23 protein-coding genes are annotated in these 20,927 nt (G+C 61.0%); 12 read left to right on the top strand and 11 right to left on the bottom strand.

The window, feature by feature from the left end:
* The first annotated feature begins 154 nt into the window (after positions 1-154).
* On the top strand, positions 155-640 hold the full coding sequence (locus QMK55_RS25100) for a flavin reductase family protein (protein WP_102357674.1): 486 nt from the start codon (positions 155-157) through the stop codon (positions 638-640).
* A gap of 159 nt (positions 641-799) precedes the next feature.
* Positions 800-1,843 carry an LLM class flavin-dependent oxidoreductase gene (locus QMK55_RS25095; RefSeq protein WP_320330185.1) on the top strand — a complete coding sequence of 348 codons (1,044 nt, stop codon included), beginning with the start codon at positions 800-802 and terminating at the stop codon, positions 1,841-1,843.
* Positions 1,844-1,916: 73 nt separating this feature from the next.
* On the opposite strand, the gene QMK55_RS25090 is transcribed toward QMK55_RS25095, so the two are convergent.
* Positions 1,917-2,366: a helix-turn-helix domain-containing protein gene (locus tag QMK55_RS25090; RefSeq protein ID WP_320330184.1), complete on the bottom strand. Its 450-nt coding sequence runs from the start codon at positions 2,364-2,366 to the stop codon at positions 1,917-1,919.
* A gap of 172 nt (positions 2,367-2,538) precedes the next feature.
* On the opposite strand from QMK55_RS25090, the gene QMK55_RS25085 reads away from it, so the two are divergent.
* Positions 2,539-3,357, top strand: a complete 819-nt coding sequence (locus tag QMK55_RS25085) for an alpha/beta hydrolase (protein ID WP_320330183.1) — start codon at positions 2,539-2,541, stop codon at positions 3,355-3,357.
* Between the two features lie 45 nt (positions 3,358-3,402).
* Here QMK55_RS25085 and QMK55_RS25080 read toward each other — a convergent pair whose 3' ends face one another.
* From QMK55_RS25080 to QMK55_RS25060, 5 genes are all read right to left on the bottom strand, one after another.
* On the bottom strand, positions 3,403-4,131 hold the full coding sequence (locus QMK55_RS25080; RefSeq protein WP_320330182.1) for a DUF72 domain-containing protein: 729 nt from the start codon (positions 4,129-4,131) through the stop codon (positions 3,403-3,405).
* A 16-nt stretch (positions 4,132-4,147) separates the two neighbouring features.
* Complete coding sequence (locus QMK55_RS25075) at positions 4,148-5,935, bottom strand: thiamine pyrophosphate-requiring protein (RefSeq protein WP_320330181.1); 1,788 nt, start codon at positions 5,933-5,935, stop codon at positions 4,148-4,150.
* A 110-nt stretch (positions 5,936-6,045) separates the two neighbouring features.
* A complete protein-coding gene (locus QMK55_RS25070; RefSeq protein ID WP_102357657.1) occupies positions 6,046-7,374 on the bottom strand; it encodes an MFS transporter in 1,329 nt (442 codons plus the stop codon).
* Positions 7,375-7,411: 37 nt separating this feature from the next.
* The gene (locus QMK55_RS25065; protein ID WP_102357656.1) at positions 7,412-8,488 is read right to left on the bottom strand and encodes a C45 family autoproteolytic acyltransferase/hydolase; all 1,077 of its coding nucleotides are present in this window, start codon (positions 8,486-8,488) and stop codon (positions 7,412-7,414) included.
* A 37-nt stretch (positions 8,489-8,525) separates the two neighbouring features.
* Positions 8,526-10,262 carry an amidohydrolase gene (locus tag QMK55_RS25060; protein ID WP_320330180.1) on the bottom strand — a complete coding sequence of 579 codons (1,737 nt, stop codon included), beginning with the start codon at positions 10,260-10,262 and terminating at the stop codon, positions 8,526-8,528.
* Positions 10,263-10,368: 106 nt separating this feature from the next.
* On the opposite strand from QMK55_RS25060, the gene QMK55_RS25055 reads away from it, so the two are divergent.
* Both QMK55_RS25055 and QMK55_RS25050 read left to right on the top strand, forming a co-directional pair.
* Positions 10,369-11,328 (top strand): LysR family transcriptional regulator, encoded by a 960-nt coding sequence (locus tag QMK55_RS25055; RefSeq protein WP_102357653.1) that lies wholly within the window; start codon positions 10,369-10,371, stop codon positions 11,326-11,328.
* Entirely contained in the window at positions 11,285-12,061 is a 777-nt protein-coding gene (locus tag QMK55_RS25050) for an APH(3')-II family aminoglycoside O-phosphotransferase (protein ID WP_413787278.1), read from the top strand. Before QMK55_RS25055 ends, QMK55_RS25050 begins: the two co-directional genes overlap by 44 nt.
* A gap of 9 nt (positions 12,062-12,070) precedes the next feature.
* Here QMK55_RS25050 and QMK55_RS25045 read toward each other — a convergent pair whose 3' ends face one another.
* Positions 12,071-12,346, bottom strand: a complete 276-nt coding sequence (locus QMK55_RS25045) for a DUF2798 domain-containing protein (RefSeq protein WP_102357649.1) — start codon at positions 12,344-12,346, stop codon at positions 12,071-12,073.
* A gap of 125 nt (positions 12,347-12,471) precedes the next feature.
* On the opposite strand from QMK55_RS25045, the gene QMK55_RS25040 reads away from it, so the two are divergent.
* The gene (locus QMK55_RS25040; protein ID WP_320330178.1) at positions 12,472-13,443 is read left to right on the top strand and encodes a LysR family transcriptional regulator; all 972 of its coding nucleotides are present in this window, start codon (positions 12,472-12,474) and stop codon (positions 13,441-13,443) included.
* Between the two features lie 359 nt (positions 13,444-13,802).
* Positions 13,803-14,246, top strand: coding sequence for a GFA family protein (locus QMK55_RS25035; protein ID WP_102357678.1), 444 nt, complete (start codon positions 13,803-13,805; stop codon positions 14,244-14,246).
* 63 nt (positions 14,247-14,309) lie between these two features.
* On the opposite strand, the gene QMK55_RS25030 is transcribed toward QMK55_RS25035, so the two are convergent.
* Positions 14,310-15,221 carry a LysR substrate-binding domain-containing protein gene (locus QMK55_RS25030; RefSeq protein ID WP_320330177.1) on the bottom strand — a complete coding sequence of 304 codons (912 nt, stop codon included), beginning with the start codon at positions 15,219-15,221 and terminating at the stop codon, positions 14,310-14,312.
* Positions 15,222-15,419: 198 nt separating this feature from the next.
* Between QMK55_RS25030 and QMK55_RS25025 the strand changes: the two genes are divergently transcribed.
* On the top strand, positions 15,420-16,040 hold the full coding sequence (locus tag QMK55_RS25025; protein WP_320330176.1) for a LysE family translocator: 621 nt from the start codon (positions 15,420-15,422) through the stop codon (positions 16,038-16,040).
* 73 nt (positions 16,041-16,113) lie between these two features.
* On the top strand, positions 16,114-16,953 hold the full coding sequence (yghU, locus tag QMK55_RS25020) for a glutathione-dependent disulfide-bond oxidoreductase (protein ID WP_320330175.1): 840 nt from the start codon (positions 16,114-16,116) through the stop codon (positions 16,951-16,953).
* A 9-nt stretch (positions 16,954-16,962) separates the two neighbouring features.
* Here the strand turns inward: yghU and QMK55_RS25015 are convergent, their stop codons facing one another.
* Entirely contained in the window at positions 16,963-17,604 is a 642-nt protein-coding gene (locus QMK55_RS25015) for a LysE family translocator (RefSeq protein WP_320330174.1), read from the bottom strand.
* Positions 17,605-17,729: 125 nt separating this feature from the next.
* Positions 17,730-18,269 carry a dihydrofolate reductase family protein gene (locus QMK55_RS25010; protein WP_320330173.1) on the bottom strand — a complete coding sequence of 180 codons (540 nt, stop codon included), beginning with the start codon at positions 18,267-18,269 and terminating at the stop codon, positions 17,730-17,732.
* A gap of 144 nt (positions 18,270-18,413) precedes the next feature.
* Between QMK55_RS25010 and QMK55_RS25005 the strand changes: the two genes are divergently transcribed.
* From QMK55_RS25005 to QMK55_RS24995, 3 genes are all read left to right on the top strand, one after another.
* Entirely contained in the window at positions 18,414-18,782 is a 369-nt protein-coding gene (locus tag QMK55_RS25005; protein WP_320330172.1) for a hypothetical protein, read from the top strand.
* 81 nt (positions 18,783-18,863) lie between these two features.
* Positions 18,864-19,727: an AraC family transcriptional regulator gene (locus tag QMK55_RS25000; RefSeq protein WP_102357638.1), complete on the top strand. Its 864-nt coding sequence runs from the start codon at positions 18,864-18,866 to the stop codon at positions 19,725-19,727.
* A 32-nt stretch (positions 19,728-19,759) separates the two neighbouring features.
* Positions 19,760-20,146, top strand: coding sequence for a cupin domain-containing protein (locus tag QMK55_RS24995; protein ID WP_102357636.1), 387 nt, complete (start codon positions 19,760-19,762; stop codon positions 20,144-20,146).
* Between the two features lie 49 nt (positions 20,147-20,195).
* Here the strand turns inward: QMK55_RS24995 and QMK55_RS24990 are convergent, their stop codons facing one another.
* Positions 20,196-20,924: a type 1 glutamine amidotransferase gene (locus QMK55_RS24990; RefSeq protein ID WP_102357635.1), complete on the bottom strand. Its 729-nt coding sequence runs from the start codon at positions 20,922-20,924 to the stop codon at positions 20,196-20,198.
* Positions 20,925-20,927 lie beyond the last annotated feature (3 nt).

Raw genomic sequence — 20,927 nt, 5'->3', positions numbered from 1 at the left:
GCAGGCCAGCCACAAGCCCAATAAACGCTGAGTTTCCGACGAAAGCACCACGTTTATCGGTTCAGCCTAAAAGCCCTTGCAAAGAAAAAATACTGGTATACCATCAGACCAACAAACACATAAAAACAGCGTCACTACACCCGAGGACCGTCCAATGATCGATGCTGCCATCTACAAACAAGTCATGGGCTCGTTTCCGTCCGGCGTCACTGTCATCACCACGCTGGACGATGACGGCCAGATCGTCGGCCTCACCGCCAGCGCCTTCAGTTCACTGTCGATGGACCCGGCCCTGGTGCTGTTCTGCCCCAACTACAGCTCCGACTCCTACCCTGTGCTGATCAAGAACAAGCGCTTCGCGATCCACGTCCTGTCCGGCGGCCAGCAAAGCGAAGCCTATGCCTTCGCCCGTAAAGGCAAGGACAAGGCACAAGGCATCGAGTGGACGTTGAGCGCGCTGGGCAACCCGATCCTGGCCAATGCGACGGCTATCATCGAGTGTGAGTTGTGGCGCGAATACGAAGGTGGTGACCACGCGATCATGGTCGGCGCGGTGAAGAACCTGATCGTGCCCGAGCAGCACAGCGGACCGCTGGTGTACTGCCACGGCAAGATGGGCGCCCTGCCGGTTCTGGCCTGAGCAAAATTTCAGCCCCACAAAAATCCACTGTGGGAGGGGGCTTGCTCCCGAAGGCGATGTGTCAGCCACCAGAGATGTCGATTGATCCACCGCTTTCGGGAGCAAGCCCGCTCCCACACAGCTTTGTAGCCTCAACAATAAAAGATCCGAGGAAGCGTCATGAAATTTTCCCTGTTCATCCACATGGAACGCTGGGACGAAAGCGTCAGCCACCGCCAACTGTTCGAAGACCTGACCGAACTGACCCTGATGGCCGAGGCCGGCGGTTTCAGCACCGTGTGGATCGGCGAACACCACGCCATGGAATACACCATCTCGCCAAGCCCGATCCCATTGCTCGCCTACCTCGCGGCCAAAACCACCACCATTCACCTCGGCGCCGGCACCATCATCGCGCCGTTCTGGCACCCGCTGCGGGTCGCTGGTGAATGCGCGCTGCTCGACGTCATCAGCAACGGCCGTATGGAAGTCGGCCTGGCACGCGGCGCCTATCAGGTCGAATTCGATCGCATGGCCGGCGGCATGCCCGCCTCCAGCGGCGGCCAGGCCCTGCGCGAGATGGTTCCGGTGGTCCGCGCCCTGTGGCAAGGCGATTACGCCCACGACGGCGACATCTGGAAATTCCCCACCTCGACCAGCGTGCCGAAGCCGATCCAGAAGCCCAGCCCGCCGATGTGGATCGCCGCCCGCGACCCCGACTCGCACAACTTCGCCGTGGCCAACGGCTGCAACGTGATGGTCACGCCATTGATGAAAGGCGACGAAGAAGTCGTCGACCTGAAGAACAAGTTCCAGACCGCACTCGACAACAACCCCGACGTACCGCGCCCGCAATTGATGGTGCTGCGCCACACCCACGTGCACACAGCTGATGACCCGGATGGCTGGAAAATCGGCGCCAAGGCGATCTCACGGTTCTATCGCACCTTCGATGCGTGGTTCGGCAACAAGCAAACCCCGGTCAACGGCTTCCTCGCCCCAAGTCCGGAAGAGAAGTTTTCCGGTCGCCCGGAGTTTGAGCTGGAGAGTTTGCACAAGACCGCAATGATCGGTACGCCGGAGGAGATCATTCCGCGCATCAAGTACTACCAGGAACTGGGGGTGGATGAGTTCAGTTTCTGGTGTGATAACAGCTTGCCGCATGACGAGAAGAAGAAATCGCTGGCGTTGTTTATCAGGGATGTGGTGCCGGCGTTTCGCTAAGAACTCTGCTGGTTGAAACCGAGCAGGCAAATGCCCCGACAATGTTTCGGGGCATTTGCGTTCAAACCTTTGATCAGTGCGCAACGCCCAGTTGCGTCGCCACCTCTTGCGGTGCCAGCAGGCGGCCATCGGCCGAACGTAATTCCAGCTTCCTGATCGGCTGACGCTGCTGCGCATCGACCATCACCGAGCCCGGCTCCCCCGGCGCGTACATGTGCTCCCCGCCCCACTGCGACAGCGCAACAATCACCGTTTGCAGGGCCTTGCCGCGTTCGGTCAGCACGTATTCCTTGTAGGCACCGCCATCGGCGGCCGGCACCGTTTGCAGGATCTCCTGCTCCACCAGGCTCTTGAGCCGGGCACTGAGCATGTTCTTGGCGATATCCAGATTCTTCTGAAAATCGCTGAAGCGGCGGATGCCCTCCAGCGCATCGCGGATGATCAGCAGCGACCACCAGTCACCGATCAGGTCCAGCGTGCGGGCGACCGGGCAAGCGTTGCCGTGCAGGCTTTTGCGCTTCACAGGGTGTTTCTCCTTCGATCCTGATGTGTGGTTGCATCTTACAACTGTGCTCGTGAAAAAGAACCACGCCGACAGCGCAGCACCTGCATACAAGTGGCGGCGTTCGATTGCGCGGATAGTCGATCCTGCTTTCAAAGACCTTCCCGAACGCCCACTCAAGCAAGGAGTTTCCATGAGCACATTCACTACCGATGACGGCACCGAGATCTATTTCAAGGACTGGGGCAGCGGCAAGCCCGTGCTGTTCAGCCATGGCTGGCCGCTGGATGCCGACATGTGGGAATACCAGATGGAGTACCTGAGCAGTCGCGGCTACCGCACGATTGCCTTTGACCGCCGTGGTTTCGGCCGCTCCGATCAACCGTGGAACGGCTACGACTACGACACTTTTGCCGATGACATCGCGCAACTGATCCAGCATCTCGACCTGCGCGACGTAACCCTGGTCGGCTTCTCCATGGGCGGCGGTGACGTCAGCCGCTACATCGCCCGCCACGGCAGCGAGCGCGTTGCCGGGCTGGTCCTGCTGGGCGCGGTGACGCCACTGTTCGGCAAGAAAGCCGACTACCCGCAAGGCGTCGACACGGCGGTGTTCGACGGGATCAAGGCCGGCCTGCTCAAGGATCGCGCGCAGTTCATCGCGGATTTCGCCGCGCCGTTCTACGGCACCAATCAGGGCCAGAACGTCTCCGACGGCGTACTGACGCAAACCCTGAACGTCGCCCTGCTGGCCTCGCTGAAAGGCACCGTGGATTGCGTCACAGCGTTCTCCGAAACCGACTTCCGTCCGGACATGGCGAAGATCGACGTACCAACCCTGGTGATCCATGGCGACGGCGATCAGATCGTGCCGTTGGCAACCACCGGCAAGCAGGCCGCCGCGCTGATCAAAGGTGCCGAGCTGAAAGTCTACGCCGGCGCGCCTCATGGCTTTGCGGTGACGCACGCTCAGGCGCTGAATGAGGATCTGTTGGCCTTCCTGAACCGCTGAGAGTCGTCGGCGTGACAATTTTCCACGAGCACTTGGCCGCCTGACTCAACCTGCCACCCACGCCGCCAGTGCCAACGCGTTACCCAGCGCGGCGCCACTGGCGGTGTTGTCAAAGATGCACCAGGTCGCGGCACCTTCTGCTGCCGCGACTTTCAACTGCTGTGCCAACGCTTGCAGATAACGTTCGTCGTAGGTGCTGTGGTAAATGCGTGGTGAGCCGTGCAGCCGCCAATAGCGTATACCCGGCCACCCCTGCACTGAGCCATCGGTACTGATCCGCGAGGGATCGACCACCACTTGGGCGATCCGATACGCCCGCAACATCGGCTCCGCCGCCACCCACGATTCATGCCGTGGTTCAAGCACCACGTCACCGTCGAATCGCTGTCGTAACGCCACGAAAAACCCTTCGGCATTTGCCGGCTCGAATGCCAGCGAAGGCGCCAGTTGCACCAGTAAACATCCCAGCCGATCCGCCAGGCCGCCGCACTGTTCGAGAAACTCATCCAGCGCCTGATCACAGTGTTGCAGGCGCAATTGATGGGTGATCCGCTTCGGCACCTTCACCGAAAAACGAAAACCCTGCGGCACCGAACCCGCCCAGCGCTCATAGGTCTGACGACGATGCGGGCGATAGAACGAGCTATTGATTTGCGCCGCATTCAGCCGCAACGCATAGCGCTGCAGGTGAGTGCCGTGCTGCGCAAACTCAGGCCAATACTCGCGCCCGAGGCTCCAGCCCGCGCAGCCGATGAAAATCGTTGGTGCAGTCAATCGCTCTCCCTCATCGCTATTTCTTGTGCGGCAGCACCGCGCCCAGCACTTGCTTGGCAGCCTGCACGATGATGCCCGCCTCGTCCGGGTCACCCTTGAGCAACGTTGTGGCAAATTTCTTCGCCTGTTCGAGTTTGATGTGCGGCGGCAACGGCGGCACGTTGGGGTCGGTCTTGAACTCGATCAGCACCGGCACGTCCGAGGCCAGCGCCTGTTCCCAGGCGGCAGCGAGGTCCTCTTCGCGGTCGACGAAAATCCCTTTGAGGCCGATGGAAATGGCGAACAAGTGATACGGCACGTCGGGGATGCTTTGCGAGGCTTCAAACTTCGGATCGCCCTCCATCACCCGCTGCTCCCACGTGACCTGATTCAGGTCTTCGTTGTTGAACACCGCGCAGATCCACTTCGGGCTGTCCCACTGGCGCCAGTATTTGGCGACAGTGATCAGCTCGGCCATGTTGTTCATCTGCATCGCGCCGTCACCCACCAGCGCAATCACCGCACGCTCGGGGTGGACGAACTTGGCGGCAATCGCGTACGGCACGGCAGCGCCCATCGAGGCCAGGCCACCGGACAGCGAACATTGCATGCCCCGGCGAATCTTCAGGTCACGGGCGTACCAGTTGGCGCAGGAACCCGAGTCGCTGGTGATGATCGCCTGCTCCGGCAGACGCGGCGAAAGCTCATACACCACCCGCTGCGGATTGATCGGGTCGGCTTTGGCCATGGCGCGTTTTTCCAGGGTTTTCTCCCAGCTGCCGCGCCAGCTTTCGACCTTTTTGCGCCACTTGCGCGAAGTTTTCTGTTCGAGCAACGGCAACAGCGCCGCGAGAGTTTCAGCCGAGTCGCCGACCAGATTGACCTCCATTGGATAACGCAGGCTGAGCATGTCCGGCTGCAGGTCGATCTGCACGCCGCGCGCCTGGCCTTCCTTGGGCAGAAACTCGGCATACGGGAAGCCCGAGCCAATCATCAGCAAGGTGTCGCACTCGCTCATCAACTTGTAGCTCGGCTCGGTGCCCAGCAGACCGATGCTGCCGGTGACCCACGGCAAGTCGTCGGGCAGGGCGGCTTTGCCGAGCAATGCCTTGGCGACCCCGGCGCCGAGCTTTTCGGCGACAGCGATCACCTCATCCGTCGCCTGCAATGCACCGGCGCCCACCAGAATCGCGACTTTTTCGCCACTGTTCAGAACGTCGGCGGCACGTTGCAGATCAGCCTCATAGGGCAGCACTTTCGGCTTGGTATAACCGACGCCAGAATGCGCCGTGCCGTGCGCCCGCGCCGGTGGCTCGTACGCAAGATCCTGCAGGTCATTGGGCAGGATGATCGCCGTTACCCGCCGCTCGCCCACCGCCGTGCGCACGGCGCGGTCGAGCAGATGGCGCACTTGCGACGGCGCCGATGCCTGCTGCACAAAAGCCCCCGCCACATCCTTGAACATCGAGACCAGGTCGAGCTCCTGCTGGTAATGGCTGCCGAGTGCGGTGCGCGCCTGTTGACCAACAATCGCCAGCACCGGTTGGTGATCCATGCGGGCGTCGTACAGCCCGGTAATCAAGTGCGTAGCGCCGGGGCCTGAAGTGGCAATGCACACACCTAATTCGCCAGTGAACTTGGCGTGGGCCGAAGCCATGAACGCGGCCATTTCTTCGTGCCGGGCCTGAACGAATTCGATCTTGCCATTGGCTCGGGCGAGCGCGCCGAACACGCCATTGATGCCATCTCCCGGATAACCAAAAATCCGCGTGACGCCCCATTGGCTGAGCCGCTCAACCAGAAAATCTCCCACTGTCGTCGTCATCTCGTTCCTCGCCTGTCACCGATGCATGAAGCCTGCCCGGCGAGGTATCCGCCGGGCGGTACAAGGGTCTGGACAGTCGAGGCGCGCGCGAAGTTTCGATTGTTTTTGCGCTAGCCAGTGACGGCGGGCGCTGTCTGCGGCCAATCGGCCTCGTCGATCTGTTCAAGGCTGAGGTGCGCCGTCTCCTTGAGGAGCAACGAGCACAGCGCCACGATGCCCAGGGCAATCGCGCCGTAAACCGCCACCCCGAACGCGTTGTGGTTGTTGGCGATCAGAATCGCTGTGGCCGCACTGGATGCCGTCCCGCCGCCCAGCGCCGCGCCGATCTGATAGGCCGCCGACATTCCCGAATAACGCATGTGCCGTGGAAACTGTTCGGCCAGGAACGCCGGAATCGGTCCTTGCGTCGCCCCCATGAATGCACCGATGGCGATGTACGCGGCGGTAGACATCAATAGGCTCTTGAGGCCGACCAACGGGAAGAACGCGAAGAAGCCGAGGGCCATGATCACCGCGCCGAGGACCATCACCTTACGGCGGCCGATCCGGTCGGACAGCAAGGCAAACAACGGTGCGGTGATGACGATGGCGATCGACAGCGACAAGTCGAAAATCAGCGCGTCGGTGCTGCCATAACCCAGTTGCGTGGCGTACGACAGAAAGAACGTGCTGCCGATGTAGGCGATGGTCACGTAGCCAAAGGCAATGCCGGTACACAGCAGCATGGCTCTGGGCCGTGCGCGCAGCGCTTCGAGCAACGGCATGCGCACGTGCGCCTGCGGTTCGGCGGGTTGTTCGAGCGGTTTGTGCAAGCGCGCATACAGACCGATCAGCACCAGCACACCACCGAGCCAGAACGGAATGCGCCAGGCGAATCCGGCCAGGTCATCGTGCGACGCGACGCTGACGATGGCGAACACCCCGGCACCGAGAATCCCGCCGATACCGATGCCCATGCTGGTGAAACTGCCCCACAGGCCACGCCGTCCGGGCGGCGCCGACTCGATGCCGAACAACGCCGCGCCGCCCCACTCGCCACCGGCGGCAAAGCCCTGCACCAACCTGAGCAGCACCAGCAACACCGGCGCGCCCGCACCGAGGGTGGCATAGCCCGGCAGGCACCCGATCAGCAGCGTGCTCAGGCCCATCAACAGCAGCGTGATCACCAGCATTTTCTGCCGGCCGAGTTTGTCGCCGTAATGCCCGAACACCATGCCGCCCAGCGGCCTGGCGAAGAAGCCCGCACCGAAAGCCCCGAACGCCACCAGGGTCGCGGTCAGCGGGTCCATCTGCGGGAAGAACACCCTGGGAAACACCAGCGCAGCGGCGGTGCCGTAAATCACAAAGTCATAAAACTCCAGGGCGGTGCCCATGCCGGAGACAAAAAACGTCCTCAGCGCAGACGGGGAACCGCTCTTGCGATCAATCTCGGTAGCCATGGGCAATGCTCGTTTTGTTTTTATTGGAAGCAGCGACTCAGAAACGCAGATAGCCGTTTCGGGCCAGTTGTTTGGGGTTGCCGGCGGCGTATTCGAGCACGCTGTTTTCAGTGTCGATACCAATCGTCAGCAGGGTTTCCCAGCGCTCGGTCGCTGGCATGCTCAGATCCGGGTGGAAGCAGATCGGCGCATCTTCGCCCGCCTCGCCACACATGGCGTCTGCCCGACGGCTCAGCTTGCCGCTGGCCATGTTGCGCAACGCGGCGTTGACGTGGTCAAAACGCGCGTAAGTCGTCGAGGCGTCAGGCGTGCGCTCGCCAAGGCTCAGTTCGAGGTCGAGAAAGTGGTTGGTGTGGGTGATCCAGCCCCCGGCATCAGGTCGCACCACAGCGGTGAAGGCTGGTGACATTTCAATGCTCACCGCACGAGGGCTGGAGTCATCACGGGAGAACACGGTCAGCACCGTGGAGGCGCTCACCCGCGCCGAACGCGCCAGAGCAATCGCTTCATCAATACAGGTGGCTTCTTCGAGAATGCGCCGGGCAATCGCATGCACCGGTACTCCGGCAGACCCGTTGTCGCTGGCATGGTGCAGGATATTGAAGTGCAGCCCCAGCCCCGCACTGTTCACTCCGATCTTGCCAAGCATGCCGAATTCGGTGAACAGCTTGACCGTCATGCCCCCGGCCGTGGTCAGTTGCAGAATCAGCCCGTTGGGCACCAGCGAATCGTGCCAGTCCCAGGTCTGGATGGTGCGTGGCGGCAGTGCGCCGTTAGGGGCGAAAACGGCGGTCGAACACTCGCCTTCGGTGGACGCCGGCATCACTGCGAGAATCTCGGTGCGGGCATTCAGGCTGGCGAGCTGCCAAAGCGGCACGCCAGCACCTTCAGCGGTGGCGACGATCTCTTCGGCGAGGCTCGGGCACCAGCCTTGCAGGGCTTGCAGACTGGCTTCGCCGATGGCCTGCACCTGCGCCCGGGGAACACCGACCTGATTGAAGAAATCCAGATAGAGCTCCACCGTCTGACGGATCTGCGCGGCCCAGGTGGCGCCAATCTGGTGCCCGCGAATCTGCGGGTTGCGGGTGTCGGTGACGAAGCAATGAACATTCACGAAAGGCTTTCCTTGTTTACGTTACAGAGAGATGCCGTCAGGGTTTGCGGCGATAAATTTCGCGACCGGCAAACCAGGTGTTGAGCACTTGGGTGTCGCGCAGGGCCTGCGGCTCGACGCTGAACACGTCGCGGTCGAGCACGATCATGTCGGCCTGCTTGCCGGGCTTGAGCGAACCGATCTGGTCTTCCAGGCGCAGCACCTTGGCCGCGTTGAGGGTGTAGGCCTGGAACATGGTCTGGCGGTCGATGTCTTCGGCGGCGTTGAGCACGCCTTTCGGGCCTTTGCGGCTGACGGCCTGATAGATCGCTTTCCAAGGCTCGGGGGTGGTGATCGGCCAGTCACTGGCGCCGGCGATAGTCGCGCCGTTCTTCAGCAGCGAGCGCGCCGGGTAGGTGTACATGAAGGCCATCGCGCTGACGTAAGGCTTGACCAGATCCATGCTCGACTCATCGGCAGCGGCCCAGAACATCTGCATTGAGGCGATGACATTCAGCGCCTTGAAGCGGGCGAATTCCTTGGGGTTGACCATTTGCAAATGGGTGATCGAATGCGCGATGCCACTCTGGCGATCCTTGCGCGCCTGCTCGATGCCGTTGAGCGACTCACGCACCGCGCGGTCGCCAATAGCGTGGATGTGCACCAGCCAGCCGCGCGCATCGGCGGCGCTGACCAGTTCGCCGAAATGCGCGGGGTCGATCAGCAGCTCGCCGGTCTTTTTCGAGTTGCGGTACGGCTCGAGCATCGCCGCACTTTGCGCCGGCACTTCGGCCACACCGTCGGCGAAGATCTTGATCCCCGGCAAAGTCAGATTGCTGACACCGAGGAACTGTTGACGGACCTTGTCCAGCTCATCAAGGTCGGCCGGCGTGGCCTTGGAATCGGCCATCAGCAGCGCCGCAACGTGGGCGGTGAGCTCGCCGTTTTCCGAGAGTTGCTTGTAGGTCGGCAACACCCCGAGTGAGCTGTTGGTGACGTCACTGCCGGGGACTTCGTTGGCAATCGGGTCCATCCACCCGGTGATTCCCAGACGCTTGTAATAGCTCAGCGCCGCGCGCCCGCCGGCCAGCAACGCCTCAGCCGTCGGCGGCGGTAGCAAGGCCTGCACCGGGTACAGACCGGCATCGACGAGGAAGCCATCCGGGGTGCCGTCGGGGTGATGGCCGATGGTCGCCTGCTCTTCACCTTTGAGGGCCTTGACCTTTTCAGGCGTGACGCCGGCACGTTCGAGCATGGCCCGATTGGCCCAGCCGGTGTGCAGATCCCAGCCCAGCAGCAGGATCGGCTGGTTCGCCCATTCGCCCTGATTGAAGCGCTGTTCGAGGGCGGCGACGTCACTCCAGTAGGTCGACGGCAACCCGCCGACACTGAGGAATTCCCCGCGTTGCGCCTTGCCGTCCTGGCGCCACTGGCGCAGGCGTTGTTCCAGTTGTTCCAGTTGTTCGAGCGGCAACAACTGCCCATCGAGGTTGGCCTGCAACAACTGCAGCCCGCCCTTGATCGTGTGGGAATGCGAGTCGATGAAGCCCGGCATCAGCACTTTGCCGTGCAGGTCGATCACCTGCGTGGCTGCCGTTTTCAGGCGCAACACCTGCGCATCCGTACCCACGGCGAGGATCTTGCCGTTCTCCACCGCGACCGCTTGCTGCAAGGCCTGGCCGGGTTCGGCGGTGTAGACCTTGGCGTTGTGCAGGATCAGATCGGCTGACGCCAGACTTTCCAATGAGGCACAGGCCAGTGCCGATGACACCATCAGGGTCAGTAGCTGCTTCATGAGGTTTCTCGTTATTTTTGTTAGGCTGCGAACAAGCCTATCCAAGCCCTGGCGATAACTGAATGCCACCTCGCGCACAACTTCTGTGCCCAGCAGGAATAGATCAATGGACAAGATGAGCGCCCTGACCATGTTCGTCGCCACCGCCGAACACGGTAATTTCAGCCGCGCCGCCGAGGTGCTCGGCAAGACCCCGTCCGCCCTGACCAAAGCCGTGGCACAGCTGGAAGAGGAACTCGGCACACGGCTGTTCGACCGGACTACCCGGCGCATGGCACTGACCGAGGCCGGGCGGATTTATCTGGACGGTGCGCGACAGGCGCTGATGCAACTGCAACTGGCCTGCGAAGGCGTCGAGCAGCTCAAGCACGCATTGAGCGGCGGCTTGCGCATCACCGCCCCGCCCTCCTTCGCCCCGGCGTTTCTCAACGAGGTCTGCTGCCGTTTTCTCGACGCCCATCCGCAGGTGCATCTGGAGGTCGACTTGAGTGACAGCTATGACGACCCGGTGGATGGCGGTTACGATCTGGCGCTGCGCGATGGCCCGATCGATCTGCCGGGCGTCATCGCCCAGCCCATCGTCGAGAATCAGGTGGTGCTGTGCGCCAGCCCGGCGTATCTGGCGCGCAAGGGCCAAGAGGTGTCACTGGACAACTATCAGCAGCACGACTGGCTGATTTTCCGCCATCCGCTGCTCAACCGGCATTTCTGGTGGGTCAAGCAAGGGGACCGGCGGGTTCGTTTGACCCAGCCGAATCCGCGCGTGGCCAGCGACAATTACGACTTCCTGCTGGCCTGCCTGCTGAAGGGCCAGGGCCTGCAGTTTCTGCCGCAATGGAGCGCCGCGCCGTATCTGGCTCGCGGGGAACTGGTGGAAGTGATGCCCGAATACTGGCGCGAGCCAAGCGCGTTCGGCCCATGGATTTACGTGCTGTACCTGGCCCACCGCCGCAGCACGCGCAAGGTTAAAGTGTTTATCGAATTTCTGAAGGCGCACTGGCGCCCACTGTCGCAAGGGACGAATGAAAATGGAGCTACCACAGACATGGCGCAGCCGCTTCGCTGACAGCGCCTGCGAACAGCAGACCATCGGCGAATCCCGCGCGGACGTGTTCCGCCTCACACCCGCTGGCTCGGCGCCGCTGTTCGTCAAATCGGAACCGCGCATCACCTTCGCCGAACTGCCCGGCGAAGTGCAGCGTCTGCGCTGGCTGGCGGAGCAGGATCTGCCGGTAGCAAGAGTACTCGACAGCACCGAAGAGCATGACCGTTACTGGCTGCTGATGAGCGCGGTACCGGGGCGCGACCTCGCCAGCAGCGAGCACCTCACCCCGCAGCAAATCGTCACGCTGGCAGCGAATGCCTTGCGCACCTTGCACGCGCTCGACATCACCCAATGCCCGTTCGACCATCGCCTCGATCCGAAAATCGCTCTGGCGCGAGAGCACCTGCTGGCCGGCCTGATCGATGAAGAAGATTTCGACGATTCGCGCCTCGGCCACAGCGCCGAAGCGGTGTTCCAGCAGATGCTCGCTGCACGCCCGGCCAGCGAAGACCTGGTGGTGACCCACGGCGATGCGTGCCTGCCCAACCTGCTCGCCGACCACGGCCGCTTCAGCGGTTTCGTCGATTGCGGGCGGTTGGGGGTTGCCGACCGCTTTCAGGATCTGGCACTGGCGGCCCACAGCATCACCGACAACCTGGGCGAACAGTGGGTGCCGGCATTTTTCGAGGCTTATGGGGTCCAGCCGGATCCGCAAAAAATCGACTTCTATCAGTTGCTGGACGAGTTTTTCTGAGGTGTGAAATCAACGATGCGGGTGCACCGTCATCGATACAAGCTTGATCACGATCGGCCGCACCACGAGGATGCACAGAAACGCCACCGGCATCGCCAGTTTGTAGGCGTGCAGCGCATTACCCAGGTAGTCGTTATCAATGCCGGAGTTGGCGGCGGTGATCACCAGCGACATCAGGAACGCCATGATCGTCGCCATGTACAGCGCAAACACATACGGCGTCGCCCGCGGTGACAGCTTGCGACGCGAGGGATACAAGGCTTCGGTGGCTGCTCTTTGATTCATATGGCTTTCCAGACATTGACAGGGAGTCGGCACCTTAGCAAAGCCCCCTGCCCCCAACTAGACGGCCCGCCACAGGTACTTTATAAAGCACAACTTACGAATCGAACCTACTCGGCGGGACACGGATGAATCTGTTGGCGGCGATTGCCAGCTTTATCAAAGTGGTCGAAATCGGCTCCATCGTCGGCGCCGCCAAGACCCTGGGCGTCAGTGCGGCAGCGGTGAGCCAGACCCTCAGTCGCCTCGAAACGCACCTCGGCGTACGCCTGCTGCAACGCACCACCCGCCGCATGGCCCTGACCGAAAACGGCGCGCTGTATTACGAAAAGGTCAGGCGCATCGCGGCGGATCTGGAGTCGGCGCAGAGCTCGATCATCAGTGATCAAGGCGAACTGCAAGGCCGCTTGAGCATCGCCTCGACCTCCGCGTTCGGCCGCCATGTGCTGGCACCGCTGATCGCCGGTTTCGCCGCACTGCACCCGCGCCTGCTGCTGGAGCTGTCGACCACCAATGGCAAGATCAGCCATATCCAGGACAACATCGACCTGAGCCTGCGGATCAAGCCGCAACTGGAAGACGGCATCGTTGCACGCAGGATCGTGTCCCTGCCCTTCGTCTTCTGCGCCGCCCCTGCCTACCTTGAGCGCGCCGGCGTGCCGCAAGCCCCGCAAGACCTGCAGCACCACGCCTGCCTGGCGTTCCGCTACCCACTGGATGGGCGCTTTCTGCGCTGGGGTTTTATCCGCGACGGCCAGCACTACGACACCCCGATCAACGCCACCGCCATCAGCGACGACATCGACGCCCTGGCACAAATGGCCGTCAACGGCGCGGGCGTCACGCGCCTGGCCGAATTCGTCGCCGCCCCCTATCTCGAAAGCGGTCAGCTGCTGCCGCTGTTCGAGCAATACCAGGCCGAACACCAGGTTTACGGCGAACCGATGGAAATCTATGCCTGCGTGCAGGAACGTGCGGCGCTGACGCCGAAGGTTCGAGCGTTCATGGAATATTTGACGGAACATTTGAAGACGCGCTGGCCGATGGAAAATGCTTTGGCCACCTCGTTTCACACACCTGATGAAAAGGATTTGCAGTGAACACGCCACGTTATGCAAAAGGCTCAGGGCAGCCCCCCGTACATCTGGCGTCGATCAACTCGACCGACTCGATGACGGGCCATCTGCTGTTTGCCGGTGTTGCAGCCGGAGAACGCAAGATAACCTTCACGTCCCACGCCGAGCTCGTACGCCTGCTCAACGAGCTGATGCTTGCGCGTGTACCTTTCGCGGCCGGGGGCATGTGCCCCGGCCCGGCGGATGAAGCGAGCGTGCTGATCGCCGACGCGGAGCTTGCAGGCCCCTACCTCGAGCTATCCTGGACTGGCCCGCAGCAATGGGTGGTACGCCAGATCACAGACACCTGCGGTCAATGGCAGCTGGCACCTGACATCAGTGAGATCGCCAACACATCATTCGATCCGGACTCGCTCAAAAGCGCTTCCCAGACCTTGCGAGGCAGTTGCCTTTGCCGTGCAGTCAAATACCAGATCAACTCAAAACCAAAAGCGGTTACTCACTGCCATTGCAGTCAGTGCCGCAAAAGCCATGGTGCAGCATTTGCCAGCTATGGCAGCGTACTGCGCAAAGATCTTGAATTGCTGCGGGGCACCGACGACATCAAGTCCTATCCATCCTCTGAAGCAGTGCTGCGCCAATTTTGCACTCACTGCGGCGCTTCGTTGTTTTGGTCACGCAGCCAAGGCGAGTTCTCGGACTGGATCTCAATAGCGCTGGGAACACTGGACACGGCTTTCATCCCTGACAAACAGCAGCATGTCGAGGTGACATCCAAAGCTTCGTGGTATGAAATTCAAGATCACTGGCCACATCGCGAGCGTTGAACCGTCGGTCACAGGCCGATTTTCCCCGGCACTGACGGTACATAGCGGCGACTGATGGCGGCGTTAAACAGACTCGGGTGAGCAAACCATAATTCCATCCCCAAGTTGCCGAACGCACGCGCTCATCTGCTGCGTTACCCATTCGCGAAACAGCATGGCATTGGCGCTCTGCTCAAATGGTCGCGGTGACAACAGGCAATAGCTCGAACCGTCGCGCACAAAACCGAATGGCGCGATCAACTGGTCGGACTTGAGTTCGTCCTGCACCATCAGAAACGACACCATGCCGATCCCCAGCCCCGCCAACGCTGCCTGAATGCACAGGTAGAAATGCTCGTAGTCGACCCGACTGACATCCGTCGCGGTCATGTCAGCCAGTCGAAGCCAGTTGTCCCACGCCTGAGGTCGCGTCTTGCTGCGCAGCAAGCAGGCACCGCGCAAATGATCGCTTGCGGGACGACTGGACGGGACGCAGACCGGGCCGATCCACTCCTCGCAAATCGTCACGCCATGCACGGTTGCATCCCAATGGAAATCGTCACGACGGATCGCCAGATCCACCCCCGAACGGGCGAAATCAATCGGCCCGCCAGCGGTCAGCAATTGCACTTGCAGATGCGGGTGCGCATTGTGGAAATCGGGCAGGCGCGGGATTAGCCACTTCATGGCGATGGTCGGCTCGCAGGACACCACCAGCACGTCATCGTGGACTTCACGCTGCAAGCGATAAATCGTGCTCTGCAGTTGCTCGAACATCGGCGCAGTGACATTGAACAGCAAGCGTCCCGCGTGATTGAGAAAGATCGCCCGATTGCGTCGCTCGAACAATTCAACGCCGATCGCCTCCTCCAGCAAGCGCACCTGCCGGCTGACCGCGCCGTGAGTGACGTGCAGCAACTCCGCGGCCTTGACGAAGCTCTGGGTCTGGGCAGCGGTGTTAAAGAAGCGCAAAGCAGCCAACGGAGGCAGGTTCATATAGACGATGATTTCTCACAGATTTTCGCGACTATAAATCGTTTTTTTTGCCAATGACAATTGTCCATCATGGCGCCGTTCGCAGCCTGCGACGCCAGTTACGTATTCGCAACGGTTCCCTGCAGAAACCGCTGGTGAATTCAGTATCTGTGAATTCAAGTAGCGCAAATGGATATCCAGGCGCGAAGGAGCGGATTGATGAATGAGTTGTTTCTGGTAATCGCCATTACCATCCTGGCGGTGATCAGCCCCGGCCCGGACTTTGCCATGGTGACCCGCAACAGCTATGCCTTTGGACGGCGCAGCGGTTTACTGGCCGCGCTGGGTATTGCCTGCGGCGTTCAGGTGCATGTGTTTTATACGGTGTTCGGCGTGGCGCTGATCATCACGCAATCACCCATGCTGTTCATGGCGATGAAACTGTTGGGCGGTGGGTATCTTGTGTATCTGGGCATCAAATCCTTCACCCATAAATCCGTGCTGACATTGGCTGAGGCCAGCACCTCGGCACCGGGTGCATGGCAGCTGTTCGGCTCCGGTTTCCTGACCAACGCGTTGAATCCGAAAACCATGTTGTTCGTGGTGGCTGCGTACAGCCAGGTGGTGCAGGCCGGCAGTTCCCTGACAGCAAACCTCGCCTATGGCCTGTTCATGTCGCTCACCCATTGGGCGTGGTTCAGCCTGGTCGCGTTGTTTTTTTCTACGCAACGCTTGCGCCGGCGCATGCTGGAAAAACAGCAGGTCATTGACAAGGTAATTGGTGCGGCGCTGATTGGCCTGGCGGCCTGCTTGATGATTCCGGGGGTTGCGCAGACTTGAGCCAGAGCGTTTATGCTGTCGCGTCTGATACCCGTCAGGTCATTCTCGGCACAATCACGATGAGGCCCATTTCATGAGTAAAGCGCCCTACGTACCGCCCAAAGTCTGGAAACACGAAGCCCCGTCCGGCGGCCAGTTCGCCAGCATCAACCGCCCGATTGCCGGGCCGACGCATGACAAGACGCTGCCGGTTGGCAAACATCCGCTGCAACTGTATTCACTGGCGACGCCCAACGGCGTGAAGGTGACCATCCTGCTGGAAGAGTTGCTCGCACTGGGGCACACCGGTGCCGAATACGATGCGTGGCTGATTCGCATCAACGAAGGCGATCAGTTCTCCAGCGACTTTGTCGAGATCAACCCGAACTCGAAGATTCCGGCACTGCTCGACCGCAGCGCGCAGCCGCCGATTCGGGTGTTCGAATCCGGTTCGATCCTGCTGTATCTGGCAGAAAAATTCGGCGCCTTTCTGCCGAAAGATCCGGCAGGCCGCACCGAAACCCTGAACTGGCTGTTCTGGCAGATGGGCGCGGCGCCTTATCTGGGCGGCGGCTTCGGGCACTTCTACGCGTATGCGCCGGAGAAGCTCGAATACCCGATCAACCGCTTCACCATGGAAGCCAAGCGACAGCTCGACGTGCTCGACCGCCGCCTCGGCGAGAGCCGCTATCTGGCCGGCGACAGCTACACCATCGCCGACATCGCGGTCTGGCCGTGGTACGGCCAACTGGTGCGCAACAACGTGTATTCGGCTGCCGAGTTTCTAGCGGCTCAGGAGTACACCCACGTGCAACGCTGGGCAGAAGAAATCGCCAATCGGCCGGCGGTCAAGCGTGGACAACGCGTCAATCGCACCTGGGGTGACGAGGCGAGCCAGGTCGCGGAACGGCATCAGGCCAGCGACCTGGATTGATTCCAGGGTTTAAACGGTTTGCCGGCGCATGGTCAAAATTGCCGCACCAAAACCGATGAACGTAGTGCCCACTACCCGGCTGACCCAACGCGACAACGCGGGCCGGGTCAGCACGCCTTTGGCCCGGGAGGCCAGCGCGGCATACAGGCTCAGCGAGGTCACCGACAACGCCATGAAGATCGACGTCAGGATCAGGAACTGCGGCAACAACGTCGCGCCCTGATCGATGAACTGCGGGAACAGCGCGGTGAAAAACATCGTCGCCTTGGGGTTGGTCACCGCCGTGAGGAACGCCGACTTGTAGAGTTTCATACGGGTCGGCCTGCTCTTGCTCACGTCATCGGCAATGCCGTCGGGCAACATCGGGCCCTTCTTGAACAACTGTTTGAGCCCGAGATAGAACAGATAGCCGGCACCGAGAATTTTCACCGTGTTGAACAACCACTCGGAACTCGCCAGCAACGCGCCCAACCCCAGCATCGCCGCCGCCGACAGGCAGAACAGGCCACTGGCATTGCCCAGCGACGACCAGATCGCACTGCGCTGCCCGTGCGCCAGACTGTTATTGATCGCCATCAGCGTCGCAGGTCCGGGACTGGCGATGGCAATCGCCGCGACGAGGGTGAAGGCCAGAATCGAGTGAGAATCCATTTTCAATGCTCGTTGGTTATGAGGTGAGGCATGTTACCGCAGCTGCACCTCGCTGCGCCCGCGCGTTGTTTTTAGTTGCGGCACGTGCAGGCGATACGCGAAGCGTCTGGTATGCGTGGCGTACGCTAGCCGCGCACGATGTTGTAGGTCGACTGTACCAGGCCCGAAGGAAAACTGCGGCTGGAGACCAGTTCCAATGCAATGTCCTGCGCAAGCTCCCCGAACAACGACCTTCCCGAGCCGATCAGCACAGGGACCGTGGTGATCACCATATCCGCGACCAGGCCGTCGCGCAGGAAGGATTGCACCATCTGCCCGCCGTCGACATACACCCGCGCGACGCCTTGGCTCGCCAGTTCCGCCATCAGCTCTGCGGGTGCGCGATTGGAAAAGCGCAGTTTACCCTGCAACGCCTCGGGCACCGGCGTATTCACCAACTGTTCGGACAGCACCACCACGGGCCGATCGTAGAACCATGTGTCGAAGGTCATCACCTTCTCATAGGTACCCCGCCCCATCACGATCACATCCTTGTCGGCAATGAAGGTCGAATAGCCATGATCCTCTGTCTGATCATCACGCTGCAAAAGCCAGTCGATCCCGCCATCCGGGCGCGAAATGAAGCCATCCAGACTGACGGCAATGAACACGTGGGCAGTGGCCATCAGGGCCTCCTTATTCAAGGGACGGTGCTCCAGTTATCCTCAACTGAATGTCGAAAGCAACCTGAGTGCGACTCCAGAACACGTTGCCGGCAATATATGATGAGCGCTGTTGATCGCTGGCCATTATCCGCAAAGGAACCCGCAATGCCCCCTGGAAAACGTGAACTGGCGCGGATCGAGCGGCGCTTGATTGCCACGCTCACTGACGCATGTGAAACCGCAAAAGGTGAAATCAAAGGCTTCACCTGGCTGACCCACACCGCTGACCTGAACGCTTTGCCGGAAACCCTGACAGTCATCTGGGTGTTCGAAACCGAAGCAGACAAAACGCTCGCCCTGACGCAAGCCAAAACACGCATCTTCGAACTGACGGCCACCGCACTGAGGGAAGCCGACATCGACCTGCGCCCTTCAGACCGCTGTGTGCGTTTCGACTCCGAGCAAGAGTGCCTGCGCACGCACGGGGGCAACTGGCGTGAGCGTCTGGCGCAAAACACGCGGGGGCAACGGTGATGGAGCTGTAAGCACCCGGCTTTCGATCAGGTTCGCTATCATCCTTCGCAGCTGGCTTTCTCCTTCAGGGACAGTGAAACCATGGAACAGTCCAAACCAGATCCAGGTTCCGATTGGGTAGTGCGCAGCACTCAGCCGGGGCGGATAGAACGCATCGAGGCCTGGTTTGGCGGCCATGGCTACCAGCCACATCGGCACGACACTTATTCGATCGGCCGCACACTCTCCGGCGTGCAGAGCTTTCACTACAAGGGCACCCTGCGCCACGGTTTGCCGGGAAACACCTTGCTGCTGCATCCGGATGAACTGCACGACGGCATGGCCGGGACCGAAGCAGGTTTCCACTATCGCATGGCCTATATCGACCCGGCCCTGATTCAGCAGGTTTTGAAGGGTGAGCCGTTACCCTTCATCGCCGGCGGCCTCTCCAGCGATCCGCGTCTGTATCGGGCCAGCGAAGCGTTCGTGCAGGCGATGGATCACGCACTCGATCCGCTGGAAGAACAGGACGCCCTGTTTGATCTGGCAATGGCCCTGCGCGCGGTGGCGGGCAAACCTCGTGGACGCAAACTGCTCGATTACCCGGCGGCCGAGCGCGCCAGAGAATTCATCATGGCCCACCTGCACCAGAGCGTGACGCTGGAGATGCTGGAGCACGCCAGCGGCCGTGAAAAGTGGAGCCTCTCCCGGGACTTCAGAGTGCTGTTCGGCACCAGCCCCTATCGCTTCGTGACCCTGCGCCGCCTGGATGTATTGCGCACGCTGGTGCTTGACCGATTCTCGCTGGTGGATGCCGCGCTGGCGGCGGGTTTTCACGACCAAAGTCACATGACCCGACACTTCACCCGCACGTATGGTGTATCTCCGTCGCGTTGGCTGGAGCGCGTGCGGACACAGGGTCAACTTGCAGGATCGTACAAGCATTGCCAATCGCCCCTTCGCTAGGCTGACGACTCCCGTTTGAGAGAGGATCTGTCATGCCACACACCCGCAAAGAACCGAGTCTGCACGCCATCAATCTGGCGCAAAAAGCCGCACTGATCGACCAGCAATGGAGCCCGCGAGTGGTCGCCGAAATGAATGACTACCAGTTCAAGGTGGTTCGCATCGAAGGTGAGTTCATCTGGCACTCCCACCCGGAAACCGATGAAGCCTTTATCGTGATCGAAGGCACGCTGCGGATCGATCTGCCCCATGGCAGCGTCTACATCGAGCCGGGTGAGTTGTACGTCGTGCCGCGCGGAATCGAACATCGGACGGCAGCAGAGGGAGAAGCGCGACTGATGATGATCGAGCCTCGGGGTGTGCGTAACACCGGGCACGAAGGTGGGGAGCGCACGGCGGACAACGACGTCTGGATCTGAGCACAGGGCGCCGTGAAATCGTGGTTTGACGGCGCCATTTGTTGAGTGTCTAGCCCTTGGTTTGCCGCTGATACTGCGCAACCAACTGGTCGAGAAACTCGAAGAGTTTCAGGTTCATCGCCTCATAGACGTTGTTGCGAAGCGCCGCCGGTTGCTGAACGAAACGCTGATCCAGCGCGGCTGCCAACTCTTCACCGGACGCGGCAATCAAGCGCTCCACGACATCCGCAGTGAATTCCATGTGGCACTGAAAGCCGTAGACCAGATCGCTGTACTCGACAATCTGACGCGGACAGCCCTCACTGACCGCGAGGACCTTCGCGTCCGCCGTCAGCCCCGGCATATCGTTGTGCCAATGCCCCACCTCAAGCACATCGCCGAAGTGCGCAACCTTGGCGCTGCCCTTCCCCGCTGCCGTCAACCTGATCGGAAAATTGCCGATCTCCTTTTCCGGACTGTGACCATGCGCAGCACCCAGCGCCTCACCGACCAATTGCGCCCCCAGGCACACCCCCACCACTGCCTTGTTCGCCTTGATCGCTCTAACGATCAAATCGCACTCGGCGGCCGCGTTGAAATGCGGACATTCCTCCAGGGTCGTCGCCGGCGATTGCGGGCCGCCCAACACCACCAGCAAGTCGATGTTCTCCACGCTCGCAGGCAACGCATCAAAGGCATGGACGCGTGAATAACCCGCCTCATGGCCACGCTGCCGAACCCAGGTCTCGTAGGCGCCGGGCGATTCGAATGCTTCGTGGACCACAAAATGAACGTTCATTGA

The sequence above is a fragment of the Pseudomonas sp. P8_229 genome (assembly GCF_034008635.1).
Classification (GTDB): domain Bacteria; phylum Pseudomonadota; class Gammaproteobacteria; order Pseudomonadales; family Pseudomonadaceae; genus Aquipseudomonas.
The sequence above is the reverse complement of the archived record's forward strand: the minus strand, read 5'-3'. Positions and strand labels throughout refer to the sequence as shown.

What these genes read in the sequence shown, in the direction of transcription:
- yghU (WP_320330175.1), top strand. Translation starts at nt 16,114, where the DNA reads ATGAGTAAAGCGCCCTACGTACCGCCCAAAGTCTGGAAACACGAAGCC.
- QMK55_RS25100 (WP_102357674.1), top strand. Translation starts at nt 155, where the DNA reads ATGATCGATGCTGCCATCTACAAACAAGTCATGGGCTCGTTTCCGTCC.
- QMK55_RS25010 (WP_320330173.1), bottom strand. Translation starts at nt 18,269, where the DNA reads ATGGCCACTGCCCACGTGTTCATTGCCGTCAGTCTGGATGGCTTCATT.
- QMK55_RS25050 (WP_413787278.1), top strand. Translation starts at nt 11,285, where the DNA reads ATGAAAATGGAGCTACCACAGACATGGCGCAGCCGCTTCGCTGACAGC.
- QMK55_RS25045 (WP_102357649.1), bottom strand. Translation starts at nt 12,346, where the DNA reads ATGAATCAAAGAGCAGCCACCGAAGCCTTGTATCCCTCGCGTCGCAAG.
- QMK55_RS25000 (WP_102357638.1), top strand. Translation starts at nt 18,864, where the DNA reads ATGGAACAGTCCAAACCAGATCCAGGTTCCGATTGGGTAGTGCGCAGC.
- QMK55_RS25005 (WP_320330172.1), top strand. Translation starts at nt 18,414, where the DNA reads ATGCCCCCTGGAAAACGTGAACTGGCGCGGATCGAGCGGCGCTTGATT.
- QMK55_RS25085 (WP_320330183.1), top strand. Translation starts at nt 2,539, where the DNA reads ATGAGCACATTCACTACCGATGACGGCACCGAGATCTATTTCAAGGAC.
- QMK55_RS25055 (WP_102357653.1), top strand. Translation starts at nt 10,369, where the DNA reads ATGGACAAGATGAGCGCCCTGACCATGTTCGTCGCCACCGCCGAACAC.
- QMK55_RS25075 (WP_320330181.1), bottom strand. Translation starts at nt 5,935, where the DNA reads ATGACGACGACAGTGGGAGATTTTCTGGTTGAGCGGCTCAGCCAATGG.
- QMK55_RS24995 (WP_102357636.1), top strand. Translation starts at nt 19,760, where the DNA reads ATGCCACACACCCGCAAAGAACCGAGTCTGCACGCCATCAATCTGGCG.
- QMK55_RS25030 (WP_320330177.1), bottom strand. Translation starts at nt 15,221, where the DNA reads ATGAACCTGCCTCCGTTGGCTGCTTTGCGCTTCTTTAACACCGCTGCC.
- QMK55_RS25095 (WP_320330185.1), top strand. Translation starts at nt 800, where the DNA reads ATGAAATTTTCCCTGTTCATCCACATGGAACGCTGGGACGAAAGCGTC.
- QMK55_RS25015 (WP_320330174.1), bottom strand. Translation starts at nt 17,604, where the DNA reads ATGGATTCTCACTCGATTCTGGCCTTCACCCTCGTCGCGGCGATTGCC.
- QMK55_RS25070 (WP_102357657.1), bottom strand. Translation starts at nt 7,374, where the DNA reads ATGGCTACCGAGATTGATCGCAAGAGCGGTTCCCCGTCTGCGCTGAGG.
- QMK55_RS25060 (WP_320330180.1), bottom strand. Translation starts at nt 10,262, where the DNA reads ATGAAGCAGCTACTGACCCTGATGGTGTCATCGGCACTGGCCTGTGCC.
- QMK55_RS25025 (WP_320330176.1), top strand. Translation starts at nt 15,420, where the DNA reads ATGAATGAGTTGTTTCTGGTAATCGCCATTACCATCCTGGCGGTGATC.
- QMK55_RS25040 (WP_320330178.1), top strand. Translation starts at nt 12,472, where the DNA reads ATGAATCTGTTGGCGGCGATTGCCAGCTTTATCAAAGTGGTCGAAATC.
- QMK55_RS24990 (WP_102357635.1), bottom strand. Translation starts at nt 20,924, where the DNA reads ATGAACGTTCATTTTGTGGTCCACGAAGCATTCGAATCGCCCGGCGCC.